Annotated in this window: 18 protein-coding genes and 1 pseudogene; 12 read left to right on the top strand and 7 right to left on the bottom strand. The window is 60.3% G+C overall.

The window, feature by feature from the left end:
• Positions 1-2: 2 nt before the first annotated feature.
• The 3 genes from JN756_RS06625 to JN756_RS06615 all read right to left on the bottom strand — a co-directional run bounded on the left by JN756_RS06625 (position 3) and on the right by JN756_RS06615 (position 2,328).
• A complete protein-coding gene (locus tag JN756_RS06625; RefSeq protein ID WP_046484889.1) occupies positions 3-518 on the bottom strand; it encodes a hypothetical protein in 516 nt (171 codons plus the stop codon).
• A 20-nt stretch (positions 519-538) separates the two neighbouring features.
• Entirely contained in the window at positions 539-883 is a 345-nt protein-coding gene (locus JN756_RS06620) for a phage holin family protein (protein WP_017844641.1), read from the bottom strand.
• 710 nt (positions 884-1,593) lie between these two features.
• Entirely contained in the window at positions 1,594-2,328 is a 735-nt protein-coding gene (locus tag JN756_RS06615; RefSeq protein ID WP_026139757.1) for a LexA family transcriptional regulator, read from the bottom strand.
• Between the two features lie 197 nt (positions 2,329-2,525).
• Here JN756_RS06615 and mutS point away from each other — a divergent pair, with 197 nt between their 5' ends.
• Positions 2,526-5,117: a DNA mismatch repair protein MutS gene (gene mutS / locus JN756_RS06610; protein ID WP_057005817.1), complete on the top strand. Its 2,592-nt coding sequence runs from the start codon at positions 2,526-2,528 to the stop codon at positions 5,115-5,117.
• A 142-nt stretch (positions 5,118-5,259) separates the two neighbouring features.
• Positions 5,260-5,583, top strand: coding sequence for a ferredoxin FdxA (fdxA, locus tag JN756_RS06605; protein ID WP_003222178.1), 324 nt, complete (start codon positions 5,260-5,262; stop codon positions 5,581-5,583).
• Positions 5,584-6,081: 498 nt separating this feature from the next.
• On the opposite strand, the gene apbC is transcribed toward fdxA, so the two are convergent.
• Positions 6,082-7,176, bottom strand: coding sequence for an iron-sulfur cluster carrier protein ApbC (gene apbC / locus JN756_RS06600; protein WP_046384535.1), 1,095 nt, complete (start codon positions 7,174-7,176; stop codon positions 6,082-6,084).
• Between the two features lie 171 nt (positions 7,177-7,347).
• On the opposite strand from apbC, the gene metG reads away from it, so the two are divergent.
• From metG to JN756_RS06560, 8 genes and pseudogenes are all read left to right on the top strand, one after another.
• On the top strand, positions 7,348-9,399 hold the full coding sequence (gene metG, locus JN756_RS06595) for a methionine--tRNA ligase (protein WP_108525860.1): 2,052 nt from the start codon (positions 7,348-7,350) through the stop codon (positions 9,397-9,399).
• Positions 9,400-9,502: 103 nt separating this feature from the next.
• The gene (locus tag JN756_RS06590; RefSeq protein WP_046485771.1) at positions 9,503-10,075 is read left to right on the top strand and encodes an Rnf-Nqr domain containing protein; all 573 of its coding nucleotides are present in this window, start codon (positions 9,503-9,505) and stop codon (positions 10,073-10,075) included.
• A 17-nt stretch (positions 10,076-10,092) separates the two neighbouring features.
• Positions 10,093-10,464 (top strand): annotated as a pseudogene (gene rsxB / locus JN756_RS32330) (electron transport complex subunit RsxB); the annotation flags it as partial.
• Between the two features lie 556 nt (positions 10,465-11,020).
• Complete coding sequence (locus tag JN756_RS06580; RefSeq protein WP_057005821.1) at positions 11,021-11,980, top strand: RnfABCDGE type electron transport complex subunit D; 960 nt, start codon at positions 11,021-11,023, stop codon at positions 11,978-11,980.
• Entirely contained in the window at positions 11,977-12,561 is a 585-nt protein-coding gene (locus tag JN756_RS06575) for an RnfABCDGE type electron transport complex subunit G (protein ID WP_057005822.1), read from the top strand. The genes JN756_RS06580 and JN756_RS06575 overlap by 4 nt, the downstream gene beginning before the upstream one ends.
• Positions 12,554-13,048, top strand: a complete 495-nt coding sequence (locus JN756_RS06570; RefSeq protein ID WP_057005823.1) for an Rnf-Nqr domain containing protein — start codon at positions 12,554-12,556, stop codon at positions 13,046-13,048. Before JN756_RS06575 ends, JN756_RS06570 begins: the two co-directional genes overlap by 8 nt.
• Positions 13,049-13,073: 25 nt before the next feature.
• Entirely contained in the window at positions 13,074-13,712 is a 639-nt protein-coding gene (gene nth / locus JN756_RS06565) for an endonuclease III (protein WP_046384541.1), read from the top strand.
• Between the two features lie 107 nt (positions 13,713-13,819).
• Positions 13,820-13,999: a PA3496 family putative envelope integrity protein gene (locus JN756_RS06560; protein ID WP_017844628.1), complete on the top strand. Its 180-nt coding sequence runs from the start codon at positions 13,820-13,822 to the stop codon at positions 13,997-13,999.
• A gap of 87 nt (positions 14,000-14,086) precedes the next feature.
• Here the strand turns inward: JN756_RS06560 and JN756_RS06555 are convergent, their stop codons facing one another.
• The 3 genes from JN756_RS06555 to JN756_RS06545 all read right to left on the bottom strand — a co-directional run bounded on the left by JN756_RS06555 (position 14,087) and on the right by JN756_RS06545 (position 17,586).
• On the bottom strand, positions 14,087-14,719 hold the full coding sequence (locus tag JN756_RS06555) for a response regulator transcription factor (RefSeq protein ID WP_017844627.1): 633 nt from the start codon (positions 14,717-14,719) through the stop codon (positions 14,087-14,089).
• A gap of 611 nt (positions 14,720-15,330) precedes the next feature.
• Positions 15,331-16,548: an argininosuccinate synthase gene (locus JN756_RS06550; RefSeq protein ID WP_017844626.1), complete on the bottom strand. Its 1,218-nt coding sequence runs from the start codon at positions 16,546-16,548 to the stop codon at positions 15,331-15,333.
• A 129-nt stretch (positions 16,549-16,677) separates the two neighbouring features.
• Entirely contained in the window at positions 16,678-17,586 is a 909-nt protein-coding gene (locus tag JN756_RS06545) for a flagellar protein MotY (RefSeq protein ID WP_057005827.1), read from the bottom strand.
• A 156-nt stretch (positions 17,587-17,742) separates the two neighbouring features.
• Here JN756_RS06545 and pyrC point away from each other — a divergent pair, with 156 nt between their 5' ends.
• Together pyrC and rnt are read left to right on the top strand one after the other, a co-directional pair.
• Positions 17,743-18,789, top strand: a complete 1,047-nt coding sequence (pyrC, locus tag JN756_RS06540; protein WP_201021943.1) for a dihydroorotase — start codon at positions 17,743-17,745, stop codon at positions 18,787-18,789.
• Positions 18,786-19,457, top strand: a complete 672-nt coding sequence (gene rnt / locus JN756_RS06535; protein WP_017844623.1) for a ribonuclease T — start codon at positions 18,786-18,788, stop codon at positions 19,455-19,457. Before pyrC ends, rnt begins: the two co-directional genes overlap by 4 nt.
• The last annotated feature ends 24 nt before the right edge of the window (positions 19,458-19,481 follow it).

The raw sequence follows: 19,481 nt of genomic DNA, 5'->3' as shown, positions 1-19,481 counted from the left end.
GACTACTCCTGCAAAGGTCGGTATTGGTCAGGATCGTCGATATTCGAGACTTCCCACGTGCAGGCAAACAGCGGTTTTCCGGTGGGATCTTCGAGTATCGGCGGGCCGAGGTAGATGTTTTGGGTGAAGGACACTGTCCAACTGTCGTAGTCGGTTTCGGCACTGCCCTGTAGGGTCGGCGCCGCGACGATGGCGCTTGGCAGGTCACACTGGTCCGACGGCAGACCCCAGCGATTATCGAGGGCCAAATCCATCAATTGACTGGCCAGGTCGCAGGCGTCGTAAGGCGCCGAACCACTGACAACCCTGGCCATGAGTGACACCGACAATGCATGGGCCTTACGTCCTTCAAGGGATCGAACGCCGGGGCCGTTGCGTTCCACGGTAATCAGCACGCCGGTTTTATCCCCGGTGCCCTGGAAGTCCTGGTGGTTGCCCACACGCAATTGTGGGAAGGCGCCCTTGAGCGCTTCGCCAATTGCGATGGGCAGTTGGGAAGGTTTTTCGATAGATGTCATCAGTCGCGTCCTTGCAGCGGTTACTGCTGATCCGGGCGGGAGGGCGGGGCCTCGTCGACGCCAATGCGCTTGGCCGCCCAACGTTCATAAAGGCCAATGGCGACGTCTGCACCGGCCATGGCTGTCAGGCAGCCGAGGGCGCCGGCGGTCCAGATCGACATGCCGGCGGCGTACAACAGCATCAACGCCGAGACCCCGCAGACCATGCACGCCCCAGACCGCAACGCGAGGCGCCGGATCAGCGACCAACCACGGGCGCCCTCCTTGTCGGCGCGCCACATTTCGCCAGAAACTCCGCCGATCAGCGCCAGTACGATCACCAGCCAGATAGGCATTTCCGCTAACGCTTGCTGCTCGTTTGTCATGTCACGCCTCCTGGCTGAGCAATGCCGGCAAAATGCCGGCGTTTGGGTAAATCCATTTATAGGTAGGCATTCCAAAAAGCCCGGTTGCCCGGGCTTTTCAGTAATGCGGTCCTGTGCCCAGCCTCACCCATACGATCCTCTTGTGAGGAGTGGCTGTTGTTGAGCGGCAATGCCGCATGGCGACAAAAGACGCCTTCAAAAGGAACAGTATGGGTGAGGCTGGGTACTCGATCTTTCGGCGCTACTGGCGCGGTACGGATCTTTCCTCAATGTTTTTCCGACCACGATCCCTGTCTGCCGGATAACTGCTTCTGGTGCTTTACGCTGCACACCCGGGTCAGTTGCCAACCCTCTGAACCGTCAAGGCCGGTTCATCGCTGCCTGTTCTTGTAAAACGGTGAAACTAAAGAGCGTCGGCATCCTTGCCGGTGTTACCTGGCATCCCTGCCATCGCTTCGATGGCGTCCGTGCCGATGTTGCGTGCCTTCCTTGTCGTTCCTGGCAGCATCCTTGCCGCCTCCACCGAGCCTTGTTGGCCGGCTTGAGACAAAGAATATGCATGTATGCATATACAGTCAATGCACAAATGCATTTATTTTTACCAAACAAATGCACTGATGCATTGGAAGCCTTGCTGGCAAAGGGTTTGATGCCTTTCTACAGACGAAAAAAAGCCCGCTGATTGGCGGGCTTCGTCTTACGCAAGAAGGTTAACGGGCGTACATGCCCCACCAGAAGACATGACCCAGGATGCTGATCTGTTCATCCTGGATGTCCTGGAAGCTGTAGTCTTCGTCCGGGTGTTCATCGCGGTTGAAACTGCGCAGGCGAATCCCGGAAGGCAGACGATAGAGCTGTTTGACCCGCAACTGACCATTGTGATTGATGGCGTACAAGTCGCCATCGACGATGTCGCCAATCGCACTCTTGCCCGCATTCACCCCCACCGTCGCGCCATCACGCAGCACCGGTAACATGCTGTTGCCGCGCACCGTCACACACTTGGCCTGGTCGAACTGCACACCGTTATGCCGCAGGCTGCGCTTGCCGAACCGCAGGCTGGCCTTCTCGCTTTCCTCGATGACGAATCTTCCTGATCCAGCAGCCAATTCAACCTCACGCAGAAAGGGGATCGACACCTCGTCGTCATTCACGGGGGTGTCGTCATCCCACAGGCTTATGTCCTTGAGTTCCGAATGCATCGGGTCGCGCCCTTCATCCCGCGAAACGCCCACCGCCGCGCGCCCGCGCAGTTGGTCGGTGCTGACGCGGAAGTACTCGGCAATGCGCGAAATATGCTTGTCCGAGGGGTCAACGATCTTGCCGCTGAGGATCCGGGACAGCGTGGATTGAGGCACGCCGGTACGCCGGTGAAGCTCCGTGGGGGAGATCCGGTCGCGGTCCAGCAGTTCTCTTAAGACGATAGAAACGTTGCGTTTTTGCATAAAGCGGATAGTGACGACAGATTTGAAGCTTGGCAAATGCTAATTTGCATTGACCATGCATTTTTTATGCACTCACCGTGTCTTTTGAGCAGGCCTGCGAAGGGTCGACCTCGCGTGTTAACCTTGCCGCCATCGCAAAATCAGCCGGGCCAAGTGCCCCCTTTGCCACTCCTTTTAACGAATTCGCTAATTATCTGATGAGTAAAACCACTTCCGATCTGTCCTCCCACACCCCAATGATGCAGCAGTACTGGCGCCTGAAAAACCAGCACCCTGATCAGTTGATGTTCTATCGCATGGGCGATTTCTACGAGATCTTCTACGAAGACGCGAAGAAAGCCGCCAAGTTGCTGGACATCACCCTGACCGCGCGTGGGCAGTCGGCGGGGCAGTCGATTCCGATGTGTGGGATTCCTTACCATTCGTTGGAAGGCTACCTCGTCAAGCTGGTGAAGCTGGGCGAGTCGGTGGTGATCTGCGAGCAGATCGGCGACCCGGCCACCAGCAAAGGGCCGGTTGAGCGTCAGGTGGTGCGTATTATTACGCCGGGGACGGTGAGTGATGAGGCGCTGCTTGATGAGCGTCGCGATAACCTGATCGCTGCGGTGCTCGGCGACGAGCGCTTGTTCGGTCTGGCGGTGCTGGATATCACCAGCGGCAACTTCAGCGTGATGGAGACCAAAGGCTGGGAGAACCTGCTGGCGGAGCTGGAGCGTATCAATCCGGTGGAGCTGATGATCCCGGATGATTGGCCAAAGGACCTGCCGGCGGAACGTCGTCGTGGGACCAAGCGTCGCGCGCCGTGGGATTTCGAGCGTGATTCGGCGCTGAAAAGTCTGTGCCAGCAGTTCGCCGTGCAGGACCTCAAGGGCTTCGGTTGCGAAACCCTGACCCTGGCCATCGGCGCCGCCGGTTGCCTGCTCAGCTACGCCAAGGAAACCCAGCGCACCGCCCTGCCGCACTTGCGCAGCCTGCGCCATGAGCGCCTGGACGATACCGTGGTGCTCGACGGCGCCAGCCGTCGCAACCTGGAGCTGGACACCAACCTGGCGGGCGGGCGCGACAACACCCTGCAATCGGTGGTCGACCGTTGCCAGACCGCCATGGGCAGCCGCTTGCTGACGCGCTGGCTGAACCGTCCGTTGCGCGACCTGACGGTGCTGCAAGCGCGGCAGACGTCGATTACCTGCCTGCTCGACGGCTATCGCTTCGAAAAGCTGCAGCCACAGTTGAAAGAAATCGGCGATATCGAGCGCATCCTCGCGCGGATCGGCCTGCGCAACGCACGCCCGCGCGACCTGGCGCGCCTGCGCGATGCCCTCGGCGCCCTGCCGCAGTTGCAAGCGGCGATGACCGAACTGGACACGCCGCACCTGCAACAGCTGGCCGTCACCACCGGCACCTATCCGGACCTCGCGGCCCTGCTGGAAAAAGCCATTATCGACAACCCGCCGGCGATCATCCGCGACGGCGGCGTACTCAAGACCGGTTACGACAGCGAACTGGATGAACTGCAGTCCCTGAGCGAAAACGCCGGGCAGTTCCTGATCGACCTGGAAGCCCGCGAAAAAGCCCGCACCGGCCTGGCCAACCTGAAGGTCGGCTACAACCGTGTGCATGGCTACTTCATCGAGTTGCCGAGCAAGCAGGCCGAGCAGGCGCCCATCGACTATCAACGTCGTCAAACCCTTAAAGGTGCCGAACGCTTCATCACCCCCGAGCTGAAAGCGTTCGAAGATAAAGCGCTGTCGGCCAAGAGCCGGGCCTTGGCGCGGGAAAAGATGCTGTATGAAGCGTTGCTCGAAGACTTGATCAGCCGCCTCGCGCCACTGCAAGACACCGCCGCCGCCCTGGCCGAGCTGGATGTGCTGAGCAACCTGGCCGAGCGTGCGCTGAACCTTGACTTGAACTGCCCGCGGTTTGTCAGCGAACCCTGCATGCGTATCGTGCAGGGGCGCCACCCGGTGGTGGAGCAGGTATTGACCACGCCGTTTGTCGCTAACGATCTGTCGCTGGATGACGAAACCCGCATGCTGGTGATCACCGGTCCGAATATGGGCGGTAAATCCACCTACATGCGCCAGACCGCATTGATCGTGTTGCTCGCGCATATCGGCAGCTTTGTGCCAGCGGCCAGTTGCGAGCTGTCCCTGGTGGACCGCATCTTCACGCGGATCGGTTCCAGCGATGACCTCGCCGGCGGCCGCTCGACCTTTATGGTGGAGATGAGCGAAACCGCGAACATCCTGCACAACGCCACCGAGCGCAGCCTGGTGCTGATGGACGAAGTCGGTCGCGGCACCAGCACGTTCGACGGCCTGTCCCTGGCCTGGGCGGCGGCCGAGCGCCTGGCGCACCTGCGCGCCTATACGCTGTTCGCCACCCACTACTTCGAACTGACCGTGCTGCCGGAAAGCGAGCCGCTGGTGGCCAACGTGCATCTCAATGCCACCGAGCACAACGAACGTATCGTGTTCCTGCACCATGTGCTGCCAGGGCCGGCCAGCCAGAGTTACGGCCTGGCCGTGGCGCAGTTGGCCGGTGTGCCGAACGACGTGATCAGCCGCGCCCGCGAGCACCTCAGCCGCCTGGAAGCCACCGCCCTGCCCCACGACACCGTGGTCGCCAGCCCGAAGAAGAGCAACAGCAAATCCAACGCGCCACACCAGAGCGATATGTTTGCCAGCCTGCCCCATCCGGTGCTGGATGAATTGGCAAAACTTGACCTGGACGACTTGACACCGCGAAAAGCGCTGGAAATGCTCTATACACTGAAGACACAGATCTAACGCAGACGCTTGCAAGCTGATATTATCTCGCGCGGTTTGGGATGCTGCGGGCTTTTAGCCTGGCTCGCAGATTATCGCTCTCAAACCTCGCGGGCCCCACCATAAGGGGTTTCGCTGCCGCCGCCTGAGGAGAAAATTAGAAATGACCTTCGTCGTCACCGACAACTGCATCAAGTGCAAATACACCGACTGCGTAGAAGTCTGTCCGGTGGACTGCTTCTACGAAGGCCCGAATTTCCTGGTGATCCACCCGGATGAGTGCATTGACTGCGCCCTGTGTGAACCTGAATGCCCGGCCGTCGCTATTTTCTCCGAGGACGAGGTCCCGGAAGATATGCAGGAATTTATCCAGTTGAACGTCGAACTGGCGGAAATCTGGCCGAACATCACGGAGAAGAAAGAGTCGCTGCCGGATGCGGAAGAGTGGGATGGCGTAAAAGGCAAGATCAAGGATCTCGAGCGCTGACAGCGCCGCAGCCCAACAAAAAAGGCCCCTTGCGGGCCTTTTTTGCGTTCAGGGGCAGGCATTTCACTTTTCTGCAGGCGAAAAAAGGGGCGGTATGACCCGCCCACATTTTTTCCCTAGTCCCTGTATTCCTTTTTCATCATCCTGATGAATCGCATCCTGCGACGTTCCTTCAAACCATCGTTCCTTGATGGCTGTGTCAATCCGTGGACACAGGACTGATAGTAACCAGTTCCCAGGGAAGTACAACGCAACCCAACCCGCCGCCTGCCGAGCTTTCGCTCTCGCGAGCCAATAAATAATTGTTATATTTCAATTGATTAGAAATATGGCCAGACAATTCGCGACGTCCAGGAACGCAAAAAAAACCAAACACTTACGCGAGAGTAAGCAAATGCTTACACGAGCAACTGCGTAAGAGCCTGACAAGCGATACCTGGCCGTTCGGCGGACAAGAAAAAGCCCCGACAATAGCGGGGCTTGTTTCCTACGAATGACTCAGTCGTCGCTGACTGTAATCGTCGGCATGGCCGGTGAAGCCGCTTCTTGCAGGACAATCCGCGCGCCCACGTGACGCGCCAGTTCCTGATAAACCATGGCGATCTGGCCATCAGGCTCGGCCGCCACTGTCGGTTTGCCACCATCGGCCTGTTCGCGAATCACCATCGCCAGCGGCAGCGAGGCCAGCAGTTCGACGCCGTACTGGGTCGCCAACTTCTCGCCGCCCCCCTCACCAAACAGATGCTCGGCATGGCCACAGTTGGAGCAGATGTGAACCGCCATGTTTTCCACGACGCCCAGCACCGGGATGTTGACCTTGCGGAACATTTCCACGCCTTTCTTCGCGTCCAGCAACGCCAGGTCCTGCGGCGTGGTCACGATCACCGCACCGGCCACCGGGACTTTTTGCGCCAGGGTCAGCTGGATGTCACCGGTGCCTGGCGGCATGTCAATCACCAGGTAGTCCAAATCGCCCCAGGCGGTCTGGGTCACCAGTTGCAGCAAGGCGCCGGAAACCATCGGCCCGCGCCACACCATCGGCGTGTTGTCGTCGGTCAGGAACGCCATGGACATCACTTCCACACCCAGCGACTCGATGGGCACGAACCACTTCTGGTCCTTGATTTTCGGGCGGGTGCCCTCGGCAATGCCGAACATCACGCCCTGGCTCGGGCCGTAGATATCCGCGTCGAGAATCCCCACGCGGGCGCCTTCGCGCGCCAGCGCCAGCGCCAGGTTGGCCGCCGTGGTGGATTTACCCACGCCGCCCTTGCCGGAGGCCACGGCCACCACATTCTTCACATTGGCCAGGCCGGGGATCTGCGCCTGGGCCTTGTGCGGCGCGATCACGCACTGAATGTCGACCTTGGCGGAACGCACGCCGTCGAGGCCTTCGATGGCCATTTGCAGCATCTGCGCCCAGCCGCTCTTGAACAGACCGGCGGCATAGCCCAGCTCCATCCGGACCGACACCTGGTCGCCCTGGATCTCGATGGCGCGGACACAACCGGCACTGACCGGATCCTGGTTCAAATAGGGGTCGGTGTACTGGCGAAGAACGGCTTCCACCGCTGCGCGATTAACGGCGCTCATGGGCTACTCCCGAAAAAGACTGACTGAAACAGGCGGCTATCCTAACCGTTCCAGCGGCTTAACGGCATGCTTTCGCAGGTTGGGAAGATGCTGAAACAGCGCCACGGGGTGAAATATATTTGCCGGCGCTTTATAGTGGCCGACCTCCGTTTCATCGAGTAGCCGAGCCCCATGTCCGAGCCACGCAAGATCCTCGTCACCAGCGCCCTGCCCTATGCCAATGGTTCCATCCATCTTGGCCATATGCTTGAGTACATCCAGACCGACATGTGGGTGCGCTTCCAGAAGCATCGCGGCAATCAATGCATCTATGTCTGCGCGGACGACGCCCACGGTTCGGCCATCATGTTGCGCGCCGAAAAAGAAGGCATTACCCCGGAACAACTGATCGCCAATGTGCAGGCTGAACACAGCGCCGACTTTGCCGAGTTCCTGGTCGACTTCGACAACTTCCATTCGACCCACGCCGACGAAAACCGCGAGCTGTCGAGCCAGATCTACCTGCGGTTGAAGGACGCCGGGCACATTGCCACGCGCTCGATCACGCAGTATTTCGACCCGGAAAAGAAAATGTTCCTGGCCGACCGCTTCATCAAGGGCACCTGCCCGAAATGCGGCACCGAGGACCAGTACGGCGACAACTGCGAAAAATGCGGTGCCACCTACGCCCCCACCGACCTGAAGAACCCCAAGTCAGCGATCTCCGGCGCCACACCGGTGCTCAAGGATTCCCAGCACTTCTTCTTCAAGCTCCCGGATTTCCAGCAGATGCTGCAAACCTGGACGCGCAGCGGCACCCTGCAGGACGCCGTCGCCAACAAGATCGCCGAATGGCTGGATGCCGGGCTGCAACAGTGGGACATTTCCCGCGATGCGCCGTACTTCGGCTTTGAGATCCCAGGCGAGCCGGGCAAGTATTTCTACGTGTGGCTGGACGCCCCGATCGGCTACATGGCCAGCTTCAAGAACCTGTGCAAGCGCACGCCGGAGCTGGACTTCGATGCGTTCTGGGGCAAGGACTCCACCGCCGAGCTGTACCATTTCATCGGCAAGGACATCGTCAACTTCCACGCCCTGTTCTGGCCGGCGATGCTCGAAGGTGCGGGCTACCGCAAGCCGACCGGCATCAACGTACACGGCTACCTGACCGTCAACGGCCAGAAGATGTCCAAGTCCCGTGGCACCTTTATCAAGGCGCGCACCTACCTGGATCACCTGTCGCCGGAATACCTGCGCTACTACTATGCGTCCAAGCTGGGCCGTGGCGTCGACGATCTTGACCTGAACCTGGAAGACTTCGTACAGAAGGTCAACTCGGACCTCGTCGGCAAAGTCGTCAACATCGCCAGCCGTTGCGCCGGTTTCATCCACAAGGGCAACGCCGGTGTGCTGGTGGCCGAGAATGCCGCGCCGGAACTGACCGACGCGTTCCTGGCCGCCGCGCCAAGCATCGCCGATGCCTATGAAGCCCGCGACTTTGCCCGCGCCATGCGCGAGATCATGGGCCTGGCCGACCGCGCCAACGCGTGGATCGCCGACAAGGCACCGTGGTCGCTGAACAAGCAGGAAGGCAAGCAGGCGGAAGTCCAGGCCATCTGCGCCACCGGCATCAACCTGTTCCGCCAGTTGGTGATCTTCCTCAAGCCGGTGCTGCCGTTGCTGGCCGCGGATGCCGAGGCGTTCCTCAACGTCGCGCCGCTGACCTGGAACGACCACGCCAGCTTGCTCAGCAACCATCAATTGAACGAGTTCAAGCCATTGATGACCCGTATCGACCCGGTAAAAGTCCAGGCCATGAGCGACGCGTCGAAAGAAGACCTGGTCGCCAGCCCGACCGACACCGGCGAATCGAACCCGGCTGGCAACGGTGAACTGGTCAAGGACCCGCTGTCCCCGGAGATCGAGTTCGACGCCTTTGCCGCCGTCGACCTGCGGGTTGCGCTGATTCTCAAGGCCGAAGCCGTGGAAGGTGCCGACAAGCTGCTGCGCCTGACCCTCGATATCGGCGACGAGCAACGCAACGTGTTCTCCGGGATCAAGAGCGCTTATCCGGACCCGTCCAAGCTCAATGGTCGCCTGACCATGATGATCGCCAACCTCAAGCCGCGGAAAATGAAGTTCGGTATTTCCGAAGGCATGGTGATGGCGGCCGGCCCCGGCGGCGAAGAAATCTACCTGCTGAGCCCTGACAGCGGCGCCAAGCCGGGTCAACGCATCAAGTAAGCCCTGCAAAACAGCCCTGTCGTCGCGGCGACAGGGCTTTTCAGCTAGTACCCCCTTCTCGCTTGCCGGATAATCAGGCCCTGTTCGCTTAACCGGCATGCCCATGACCGATATGCTCCTCACCCTTGTCAGCGCCGCCCTGATCAACAACCTCGTGTTGCAGATGCCGTTGGCCGTCGACCCGATATTGGCCGCGCATTCACGCTCGCGGGTGCATGCATTGGGGATTGCCACCACCGTGTTGATGGCAGTGAGCGGCGTGCTGGCCTATTTGCTGGATCACTACGTGCTGCAACCGTTGGGGTTGACTGCCCTGCGACTGTGGGTGTTTTTACCGCTGACCGCGCTGCTGATCCGCCCCGTGCTCGGCGCGCTCACGCGCCTGCGCCCTACGCTGCCGACGGAAGGGTTATGGCCGCTGCTGCTGGGCAACGCCGGGGTACTGGGCGTGGTGTTGCTGGGCATTGAAGATGATGAGGGGCTGGCGCACATGGCGGCACTGAGCGTGGGCGCCGGGCTCGGCTTCTGGCTGGTGCTGAGCCTGTTCAGCGACTTGCGCCAGCGCATCGCCGACAACGACATCCCGCTGCCCTTCCGCGGCCTGCCGGTCGAACTGATCAGCGCCGGGCTGATGGCGGTGGCTTTTCTGGGTTTCAACGCAATGATCAAAGCATGAGCCTGATTCAACGTATCGACGCGCTGCTCCCGCAAACCCAATGCGGCAAGTGCGGGCACCCGGGCTGCAAGCCCTACGCCGAAGGGATCGCCCAAGGCGAAGCCATCAATAAATGCCCGCCCGGCGGGCAGGAAACGATCGGCGCGCTCGCGCAGTTGCTGAACGTGCCGGTACTGGCACTGGATACCAGCCGCGGCGAAGCGCCACCACAGATTGCCTACATCCGTGAGGCCGAATGCATCGGCTGTACCAAATGCATCCAGGCCTGCCCGGTGGATGCAATTGTCGGCGCGGCCAAATGGATGCACACCGTGATCATCGACGAATGCACCGGCTGCGACCTGTGCGTCGCGCCCTGCCCGGTCGATTGCATCGAGATGCGCCCGCTAGTGGCGGTACTGCCGATTGTCGGCGGCCTGGCGACCAACGACCACCAGCGCCGCGCTCGCGGCTTGAAGCGAGACCGCGCACGGCGACGCTTTGAGCAACGCAACGCGCGCCTGCAACGGGAAGAAGAACACAAACAGGCCGAACGCCTGGCCCGCGCCAAGCGGGCCGCGCCGTTGGCCGCCGTGCCGATCGATGCGGCGCAGGCAGCCCAGGACGCCGCGATCAAGAAAGCCAAGATCAACGTGGCGATGAGCCGTGCGCAGTTGCATAAATCCTTGAAGGCATTCGGGCATCCGCCCACCTTTGAACAGCAGTCGCAACTGATCGTGCTGCAACAACAGTTCGAAGCCGCGGAGCAGGCATTGGCCGCTCTGGAGGTGAACCCCGCGCCTGCAACGCCGGCCCCCGCCAACACCGCCGATCTCAAGCGCGCCAAGATCCAACTGGCAATGCGGCGCGCCGAATTGAAGAAAGCCCAGGATCGGAACGCCGACCCACAGCAACTGGCCGAGGCACACGCCAATCTCGACGCAGCACAGCGCCAGGTGGATGCCCATGGCCACGCTTGAGCCTCAACAGGCCCTGCAACGGGTGTTGCTGGCGACACTGCCGGGTGGGCTGGCAATGTTCTGGCTGTTCGGTTGGGGCGTGTTGATCAATCTGTTGCTGGCGACGGGCTGCGCACTGCTGGTCGATGCGGGCGTGCAACGCCTGCGGGGGGCGCGTGGCGGCGATCTGAGCAGCCTGGTCAGCGCGACCCTGCTCGCCCTGGCACTGCCGCCCTATTGCCCCTGGTGGCTGTGCGTGGCGGCCGTGGCCAGTGGACTGCTGCTGGGCAAGCACCTGTACGGCGGCCAGCGCAACCCCTTCAACCCGGCGATGGTCGGGTATGCGTCGATGCTGGTGGCCTTTCCGCAACTCATGACGCACTGGCCGACCACCCACGGCATGGACCTGCTGGCCGGCGCACAACAGGTATTCGGCCTGCACCGCGACGCGCCCGATGCCTGGGCCCAGGCCACGGCACTGGACGCCCTGCGACTGAACAAAAGCCTGACCATCGATGAACTGTTCGCGCGCAACCCGGCATTTGGGCATGTCGGCGGCAAGGGCAGCGAGTGGGTGAACCTGGCGTTTCTGGCCGGCGGTCTGTGGCTGTTGCGCCAGCGGGTATTCAGTTGGCACGCGCCCTTGGGCATGTTGGGTAGCCTGTTTGTGATCAGCCTGCTGTGCTGGAATGGCTCGGGCTCTGACTCCCACGGCTCGCCGCTGTTTCATCTGCTGACGGGCGCCACGCTTCTCGGCGCATTTTTTATCGTCACCGAGCCGGTCTCCGGCCCCAAAAGCCCCAGGGCCCGGCTGCTGTTCGGGGTGGGCGTGGGCCTGCTGACGTATCTGATTCGCACGTGGGGCGGTTACCCGGACGGTGTAGCCTTTGCGGTGCTGCTGATGAACCTGGCCGTGCCGGCGCTGGAACGCCTGGTGGCCGCGAAACAGCCGGCGGTCAGCCTATGAAGTCGCACAGAGGCGTACTGCTGGCGTTGCTGATCGCTATCGGCGGCGGCACGCTGATCCTGACCCTTCAGCACCTGACTGCCGATCACGCCGCGCGCCAGGCCCTGGCCCTGAAGCGCCAGGCATTGCTCGACCTGCTACCCGCCGACCGTTATGACAATCAGCCGCTGGAGCAACCGCTGCCGATCGCTGCGCAGCCGCTGGAGGAGAGCCAACTGCTGGGTGGCTATCGGGTCAGCCTGTCGGGCCAACCCAGCGCGGTGCTGCTGCGGTTGAGCACCAGCGGCTATGCCGGCCCGATCGAACTGCTGATCGCCATTGACCGCGACGGCAAGCTGCTGGGCATCAAGACCCTGGCGCAATCGGAAACCCCAACCCTGGGCGGGCTTATCAGCCAGCCCGGCAACCCTTGGCTGGCCTCATTCAAGGGGCGTTCGCGCACGGACATGCAAGACTCGACCGTCGATCAAATAGCCGGTGCCACCCTCACCTCTCGAGCGGTGATCAGCGCCACCCATGACGCTTTGCGCTATTTCGACGAGCACCGCTCATCCCTGCTGGAGCCCGACGCCCATGACTAGAGCCGTTGGCCTGGCCAATGCAACGCTGCTGGCACCGTTGCTCGGGGTGACTGACACCCTGCCCAAAGCCCTGAGTTTCCTGGCGTTGTCGGCGCTGACCGTGACGCTCTACGGCCTGGTCATGCGCGCGGTACGCTCGCGCCTGAGCGCGTCCCTGCGACTGGGTGCCAGCTTGATGGTCGCCGCGACACTGGTCAGTTGTGTGCAGCTACTGTTGCAGGCATTTGCGCTGCCGCTGTATCAGCAGTTGGGCATCTACCTCGCGCTGATCAGCGTGCAATGCGTTGTCCTGGAACACCATGGTTTCTTTGAGGCGGGCCAGCGCAAGGCGCAGCTACGGTTGGTCGGCCTGTTCGCCGCGCTCATGCTCGTCATGGGGTTGTTACGCGCCAGTGCCGCCACCACATTGATGCCGGCCGGGTTTATCCTGCTTGGGTTATTGCTCGCTGGGTTGCAAGCCTGGGCCCATTTTTCACAATCACGCTGACCGCCAGCAAGGAATCGCCTGCCCCATGAACGCCGCAAAACGCCTGGAAATTTTCCGCAGGCTCCACGAAGACAATCCGGAACCCAAAACCGAACTGGCCTACTCCACGCCGTTTGAGTTGCTGATTGCGGTGATTCTCTCGGCCCAATCCACAGACGTCGGCGTCAACAAGGCCACGGCCAAACTGTATCCCGTGGCGAACACGCCGGCAGCGATCCATGCCTTGGGCGTGGAAGGTTTATCCGAATACATCAAGACCATCGGCTTGTACAACAGCAAGGCGAAAAATGTCATCGAGACCTGCCGCCTGCTGGTGGAGCGGCATGGCGGCGAAGTGCCGCAAACCCGCGAAGCGCTGGAGGCTTTGCCAGGCGTGGGCCGCAAAACGGCAAACGTTGTGCTCAATACGGCGTTCCGGCAACTGACCATGGCCGTGGACACTCACATTTTCCGGGTGAGCAACCGCACCGGCATTGCCCGCGGCAAGAATGTGGTGGAAGTGGAAAAACAACTGATGAAGTTTGTCCCCAAGCCGTATCTGCTCGATTCGCACCACTGGCTGATCCTTCACGGGCGCTACGTTTGCCAGGCCCGCAAGCCGCGCTGCGGCAGCTGTCGCATCGAAGACCTGTGCGAATACAAGGACAAGACGTCGGACGATTGAGGGATCATAGGTTTTTTCGATCTATCGATTGAAAAAATCTTTTTTACCCGCTCATGGAATATCGTTATAAGGAGCGCCAACGGCAGTCTTAGCCCGGAGTTAACGTTATGAGCACTGGCAAAGAACAACTGGAAGTGGACGATGACCTTGTCGAGTCGGATGACGATGGGCAGGAAGCACCTGTAGAGGTGGCCAAGACCAATCTAAGCAAACGCCGCACCATCGACAACCTTCTGGAAGAGCGACGCTTGCAAAAACAGCTGGCCGATTACGATTTCGACCTCTGATCAGCCGAGAACGGCCGGAAGCCTCCCTCACGGAGGCTTTTTTATGCCGATTCGCCTGGCTATCCAGCCATGGGGTGGCGCCCTCCTCTAGACCAGGCCATTGCGTTGAGCCAACTCGATCAGATCGACCAGTGAGCGGGCATTGAGCTTGAGCAGCAAGCGTGTCTTATAGGTGCTGACGGTTTTGTTGCTGAGGAACATACCGTCAGCGATCTCCTTGTTGGTTTTGCCGCGCGCCAGTTGCTGCAACACCATCATCTCGCGTCCCGAAAGGCGCTCGACCATGTCGGCCTCGCTGGCGTTGCCCATGGTGGAACGCACCGAATTCAGCGCCTGGTTGGGAAAGTAGCTGTAGCCGGACAGCACCGCCTTGATGGCACTCAGCAATTCCGTCAGGTCCTGCTGCTTGCACACGTACCCGGCCGCCCCCGCCTGCATGCAGCGCATGGAGAAATGGCCCGGCGCCTGGGAAGTCAGGACCAGCACCTTGAACGGTGTGGCCTGTTTGGTGGACGACAGCCGGCAGATAACTTCCAGGCCATCGAGTTTGGGAATTCCAATATCCAGTATGACAATGTCCGGCATATGTTCCCGTGCAAGTTGCAACGCATCGACACCGTTATCGGTCTCGGCAACGACCTCATAACCATGACGCTCCATTAGCATGCGCACAGCAAGACGAATGACGGGATGATCATCCACGATCAGCACTTTATTCATGAGAAAGTCCAATTTCGCTGTTCGAATTATTCAGAGCAAGCACAATAGCCTAGTCGTTTCCTAGTTGGCATAGCGTTCCACCCCAAGCAACAGCAAGCAGAGACCCAACCCACAACGAGATAGGAATTAACCTACAAAAAAACACCAACTCAGATGTTTCGAGTTTTATGGAGCCTTTCAGACCTTTCCGGGCTCGCACATATTTTGAGAGAAATATCCGGTGAATAGGGGGGCAACCGTAAACGCAGCGCACACCCGTTTCAGGAAATGCCCCTTGCATGTCGCGACCGCAAGGGCCGACAGGTAAAAAAAGCCTGATGATTTCAGTTCCATTCAACATATTTATTTACACCATAAATTTCCTACAGAACTTTCCGCGACTTACATCTACGCCGCACTTTTGTGAGTGAATTTTCTGTAAGACATAGTTCCTACTCAGGTGTAAATAATTCATTCCTCGGCGGGCCAGGCATCAAACTTTCTGAAACGACGAACCTCGATAGACTTTAAACAAACCTAAACAACTTTAAACATCAGGATCGCCGCGCCTTTTTTACAGGCAAAAAAATGGCCCCTGAACAAGGGGCCACTTTTCATTTCGACGGGAACACTCAGAACAACTTGCGACCCTTGTTGGCCGCAATACGCATGCGCAGTGCATTCAACTTGATGAAGCCTGCTGCGTCCGCCTGGTTGTAGGCGCCGCCATCTTCTTCGAAGGTGGCGATGTTGGCGTCGAACAGCGACTCATCGGACTTGCGACCGGTGACGATCACGTTGCCCTTGTACAGCTTCAGGCGCACAACGCCGTTCACGTGAGCCTGGGAAGCGTCGATCATCTGTTGCAGCATCAGACGCTCAGGGCTCCACCAGTAGCCGGTGTAGATCAGGCTGGCGTACTTGGGCATCAGCTCGTCTTTGAGGTGAGCCACTTCGCGGTCCAGGGTGATCGACTCGATCGCGCGGTGGGCGCGCAGCATGATGGTGCCGCCTGGGGTTTCGTAGCAGCCACGGGACTTCATGCCCACGTAACGGTTCTCGACGATGTCGAGACGGCCGATACCGTGTTCGCCGCCGATACGGTTCAGGGTCGCCAGTACGGTGGCCGGGGTCATCTCGACGCCGTCCAGCGCGACGATGTCGCCGTTGCGGTAGGTCAGTTCCAGGTACTGCGGCTTGTCGGGAGCGTTCTCCGGGGAGACGGTCCAACGCCACATGTCTTCTTCGTGCTCGGTCCAGGTGTCTTCCAGCACGCCGCCTTCATAGGAGATGTGCAGCAGGTTGGCGTCCATCGAGTACGGGGACTTCTTCTTGCCGTGACGCTCGATCGGAATGCCATGCTTTTCAGCGTAATCCATCAGTTTTTCACGGGACAGCAAGTCCCATTCACGCCAAGGGGCAATCACTTTCACGCCCGGCTTGAGGGCATAGGCGCCCAGTTCGAAACGCACCTGGTCGTTGCCTTTGCCGGTGGCGCCATGGGAAATGGCGTCAGCGCCGGTTTCGTTGGCGATTTCGATCAGGCGCTTGGCGATCAGCGGACGTGCGATGGAGGTACCCAGCAGGTACTCGCCTTCGTAGACGGTGTTGGCGCGAAACATCGGGAAAACGAAATCGCGGACGAACTCTTCGCGCAGGTCGTCAATGTAGATCTCTTTGACGCCCATGGCTTGCGCCTTGGCGCGTGCAGGTTCGACCTCTTCGCCCTGACCCAGGTCAGCGGTGAAGGTCACCACTTCACAGTTATAAGTATCCTGCAGCCACTTGAGGATCACCGAAGTGTCCAGGCCGCCGGAATACGCGAGAACGACCTTGTTTACGTCGGCCATGCCATCACTCCACGGGGTTTTACGGAAAGGCAACGATTCTACCGATCAAAACCGCGAAATTACAGGGGCGCGACAGCAAATGAAGATAAAGCGACAGATTATGTCGAGCGGGCGACCAATGGTCGCACCTTATGACGTAGCGGCGGGGTTGCTCGGGCCCTTGGCTTGCACCGCCGGTTTCTCGGGGGCGGCCACGCGTTCGAGCTGGATATTGACGCGCCGATTGCGCGCGCGGTTGGCGGCATTGGTATTGGGCGCCAAGGGGTAGCTTTCACCGTGGAAACGCATGGTGATCTGCGACTCCGGCACGCCGTTGGCCTTGAAGTAGTCCATCACCGCCAATGCGCGACGGCGCGAGACATCGCGATTGGTCAGGCGATTGCCGCTGTTGTCGGAGTGACCGTTCAATTCGATATGGTTGACCGTCGGATCGGCCTTCATGAATTCGACGATCACCGCCAGCTTGCGCTTGGCCGCTGCGTCCAGCTCGATACCGCCACCGGGGAAGCCAACTTCGGTCTGCTTGACCTGATCGTAATTCATCGGCAGCAGCTTGGCGGTACACAGTTGATAGTCGTTGTAGGCTTTGTTGAATTTCACCGGCAACAGACGAATTTCCGAATAGCCGCCTTCACGCCCGTAATGCCGCACGGTCGGGCTGCGCCCCTCGAGCAGGCCATTGAACAGGCGCCCGGCCTGGGCCTGGGAACTGTTGAACAAGACATCGCCACTGCCGGCACGCACGGCGCCGAGGTTGATATCGCCGCGGCCCGGTTGCCATGGCGCAGCCGCCGCCAGCAGGGTCGCCGATCCTGCGCCGAGCAAGCCGTTAAAGGCTTTCAGACGGAATGTCGCCTGCTCGCCGGCCCGGCGCACGAACTCACCCGAGCCGAAATCGGTGATCGGCTGGGTCAAGCGGCACTCGAATTTGTCGCCCTCCACCTTCCACTCAATATTCTCCAGACGTGTCTGGAACGTGAGGGCCATCGCAGGCAGGCTGGCGAACACACTGAGCAGGGCTAGATAATGCTGGCGCACGGGAGGCTCCACTGGTTTCTACAACACTTCAAAGCGTCATACATCGTTAAGGCATACCAAAGGCTATCGGATGCATCCGGCAAAACTTGATAGCGAGTGCCTGCAAGAGTCTTTTCCGGTAGCATTCCCACCAGATTGACCCGCCTGGAATCCCCAATGTCCGACCGCCTGACCCTGCTGCGTCCCGACGACTGGCATATTCATCTTCGCGATGGTGCTGCGTTGCCCCACACCGTGGCCGATGTTGCGCGCACGTTTGGCCGCGCCATCATCATGCCTAACCTGGTACCTCCGGTGCGTAATGCCGCGCAGGCCGACGCCTATCGCCAGCGCATCCTCGCTGTACGGCCGGCCGGCAGCCGCTTCGAACCGTTGATGGTGCTCTACCTGACCGACCGCACCCAGCCCGACGAAATCCGCGAGGCCAAGGCCAGCGGTTTCGTACACGCCGCCAAGCTGTATCCGGCGGGCGCAACCACCAACTCCGACTCCGGCGTGACCAGCATCGACAAGATCCTGCCGGCGATCGAAGCGATGGCCGAAGTCGGCATGCCGCTGTTGATCCACGGTGAAGTCACCCGCGGCGATGTCGACGTGTTCGATCGCGAGAAGATCTTCATCGACGAGCATATGCGCCGGGTGCTCGAGCTGTTTCCGACCCTCAAGGTGGTGTTCGAACACATCACCACGGCCGATGCGGTGCAGTTCGTCACCGAGGCCTCGGCCAACGTTGGCGCGACCATCACCGCCCATCACCTGCTCTACAACCGCAACCACATGCTGGTGGGCGGGATTCGGCCGCACTTCTATTGCCTGCCGATTCTCAAGCGCAACACCCATCAGGTGGCCCTGCTGGACGCTGCGACCAGCGGCAACCCGAAGTTCTTCCTCGGCACCGACTCGGCGCCCCATGCCCAGCATGCCAAGGAAGCGGCCTGCGGTTGTGCCGGTTGCTACACCGCCTATGCGGCGATCGAGTTGTACGCCGAAGCGTTCGACCAACGCAACGCCCTGGACAAACTCGAAGGCTTCGCCAGCCTCAACGGCCCGCGTTTCTACGGGCTGCCGGCGAATACCGACCGCATCACCCTGGTCCGTGAAGACTGGACTGCCCCCGTCAGCCTGCCGTTTGGCGAGCTGACTGTTATCCCGCTGCGCGCCGGTGAAACACTGCGCTGGCGCCTGCTGGAGGAAAGCAAGTGAGTGAAGACCATTACGATGACGAACACGAGCACAGCGGTGGCGGTTCCCGTCACCCGATGGCCGAGCGGTTTCGCGGCTATCTGCCGGTCGTCATCGACGTAGAAACCGGTGGCTTCAACTGCGCCACCGACGCGCTGCTGGAAATTGCCGCGACCACCATCGGCATGGACGAACAGGGTTTTGTGTTCGCGGAACACACCCACTTCTTCCGCGTCGAGCCGTTCGAAGGCGCCAATATCGAAGCCGCGGCCCTGGAATTCACCGGGATCAAGCTCGATCACCCACTGCGCATGGCGGTGAGTGAAGAAGCAGCACTGACCGATATCTTCCGTGGCGTGCGCAAGGCGTTGAAGGCCAATGGCTGCAAACGCGCGATCCTGGTGGGGCACAACAGCAGCTTCGACCTGGGCTTCCTGAATGCCGCCGTGGCGCGGCTGGACATGAAGCGCAACCCGTTCCACCCGTTCTCCAGCTTCGACACCGCTACGCTCGCCGGCCTGGCTTATGGCCAGACCGTATTGGCCAAAGCCTGCCAGGCCGCCGGTATCGACTTTGACGGTCGCGAAGCCCACTCGGCGCGCTATGACACCGAAAAGACCGCCGAGCTGTTCTGCGGCATCGTCAACCGTTGGAAACAGATGGGCGGCTGGGAAGACTTCAACGACTGAAGTGGAATCCCGCGCATAAAAAAC

The organism is Pseudomonas sp. Y39-6 (assembly GCF_023651955.1).
GTDB lineage: Bacteria > Pseudomonadota > Gammaproteobacteria > Pseudomonadales > Pseudomonadaceae > Aquipseudomonas > Aquipseudomonas veronii.
Note: the sequence above shows the minus strand (reverse complement) of the source record. Positions and strands in the feature narration are given on the sequence as shown.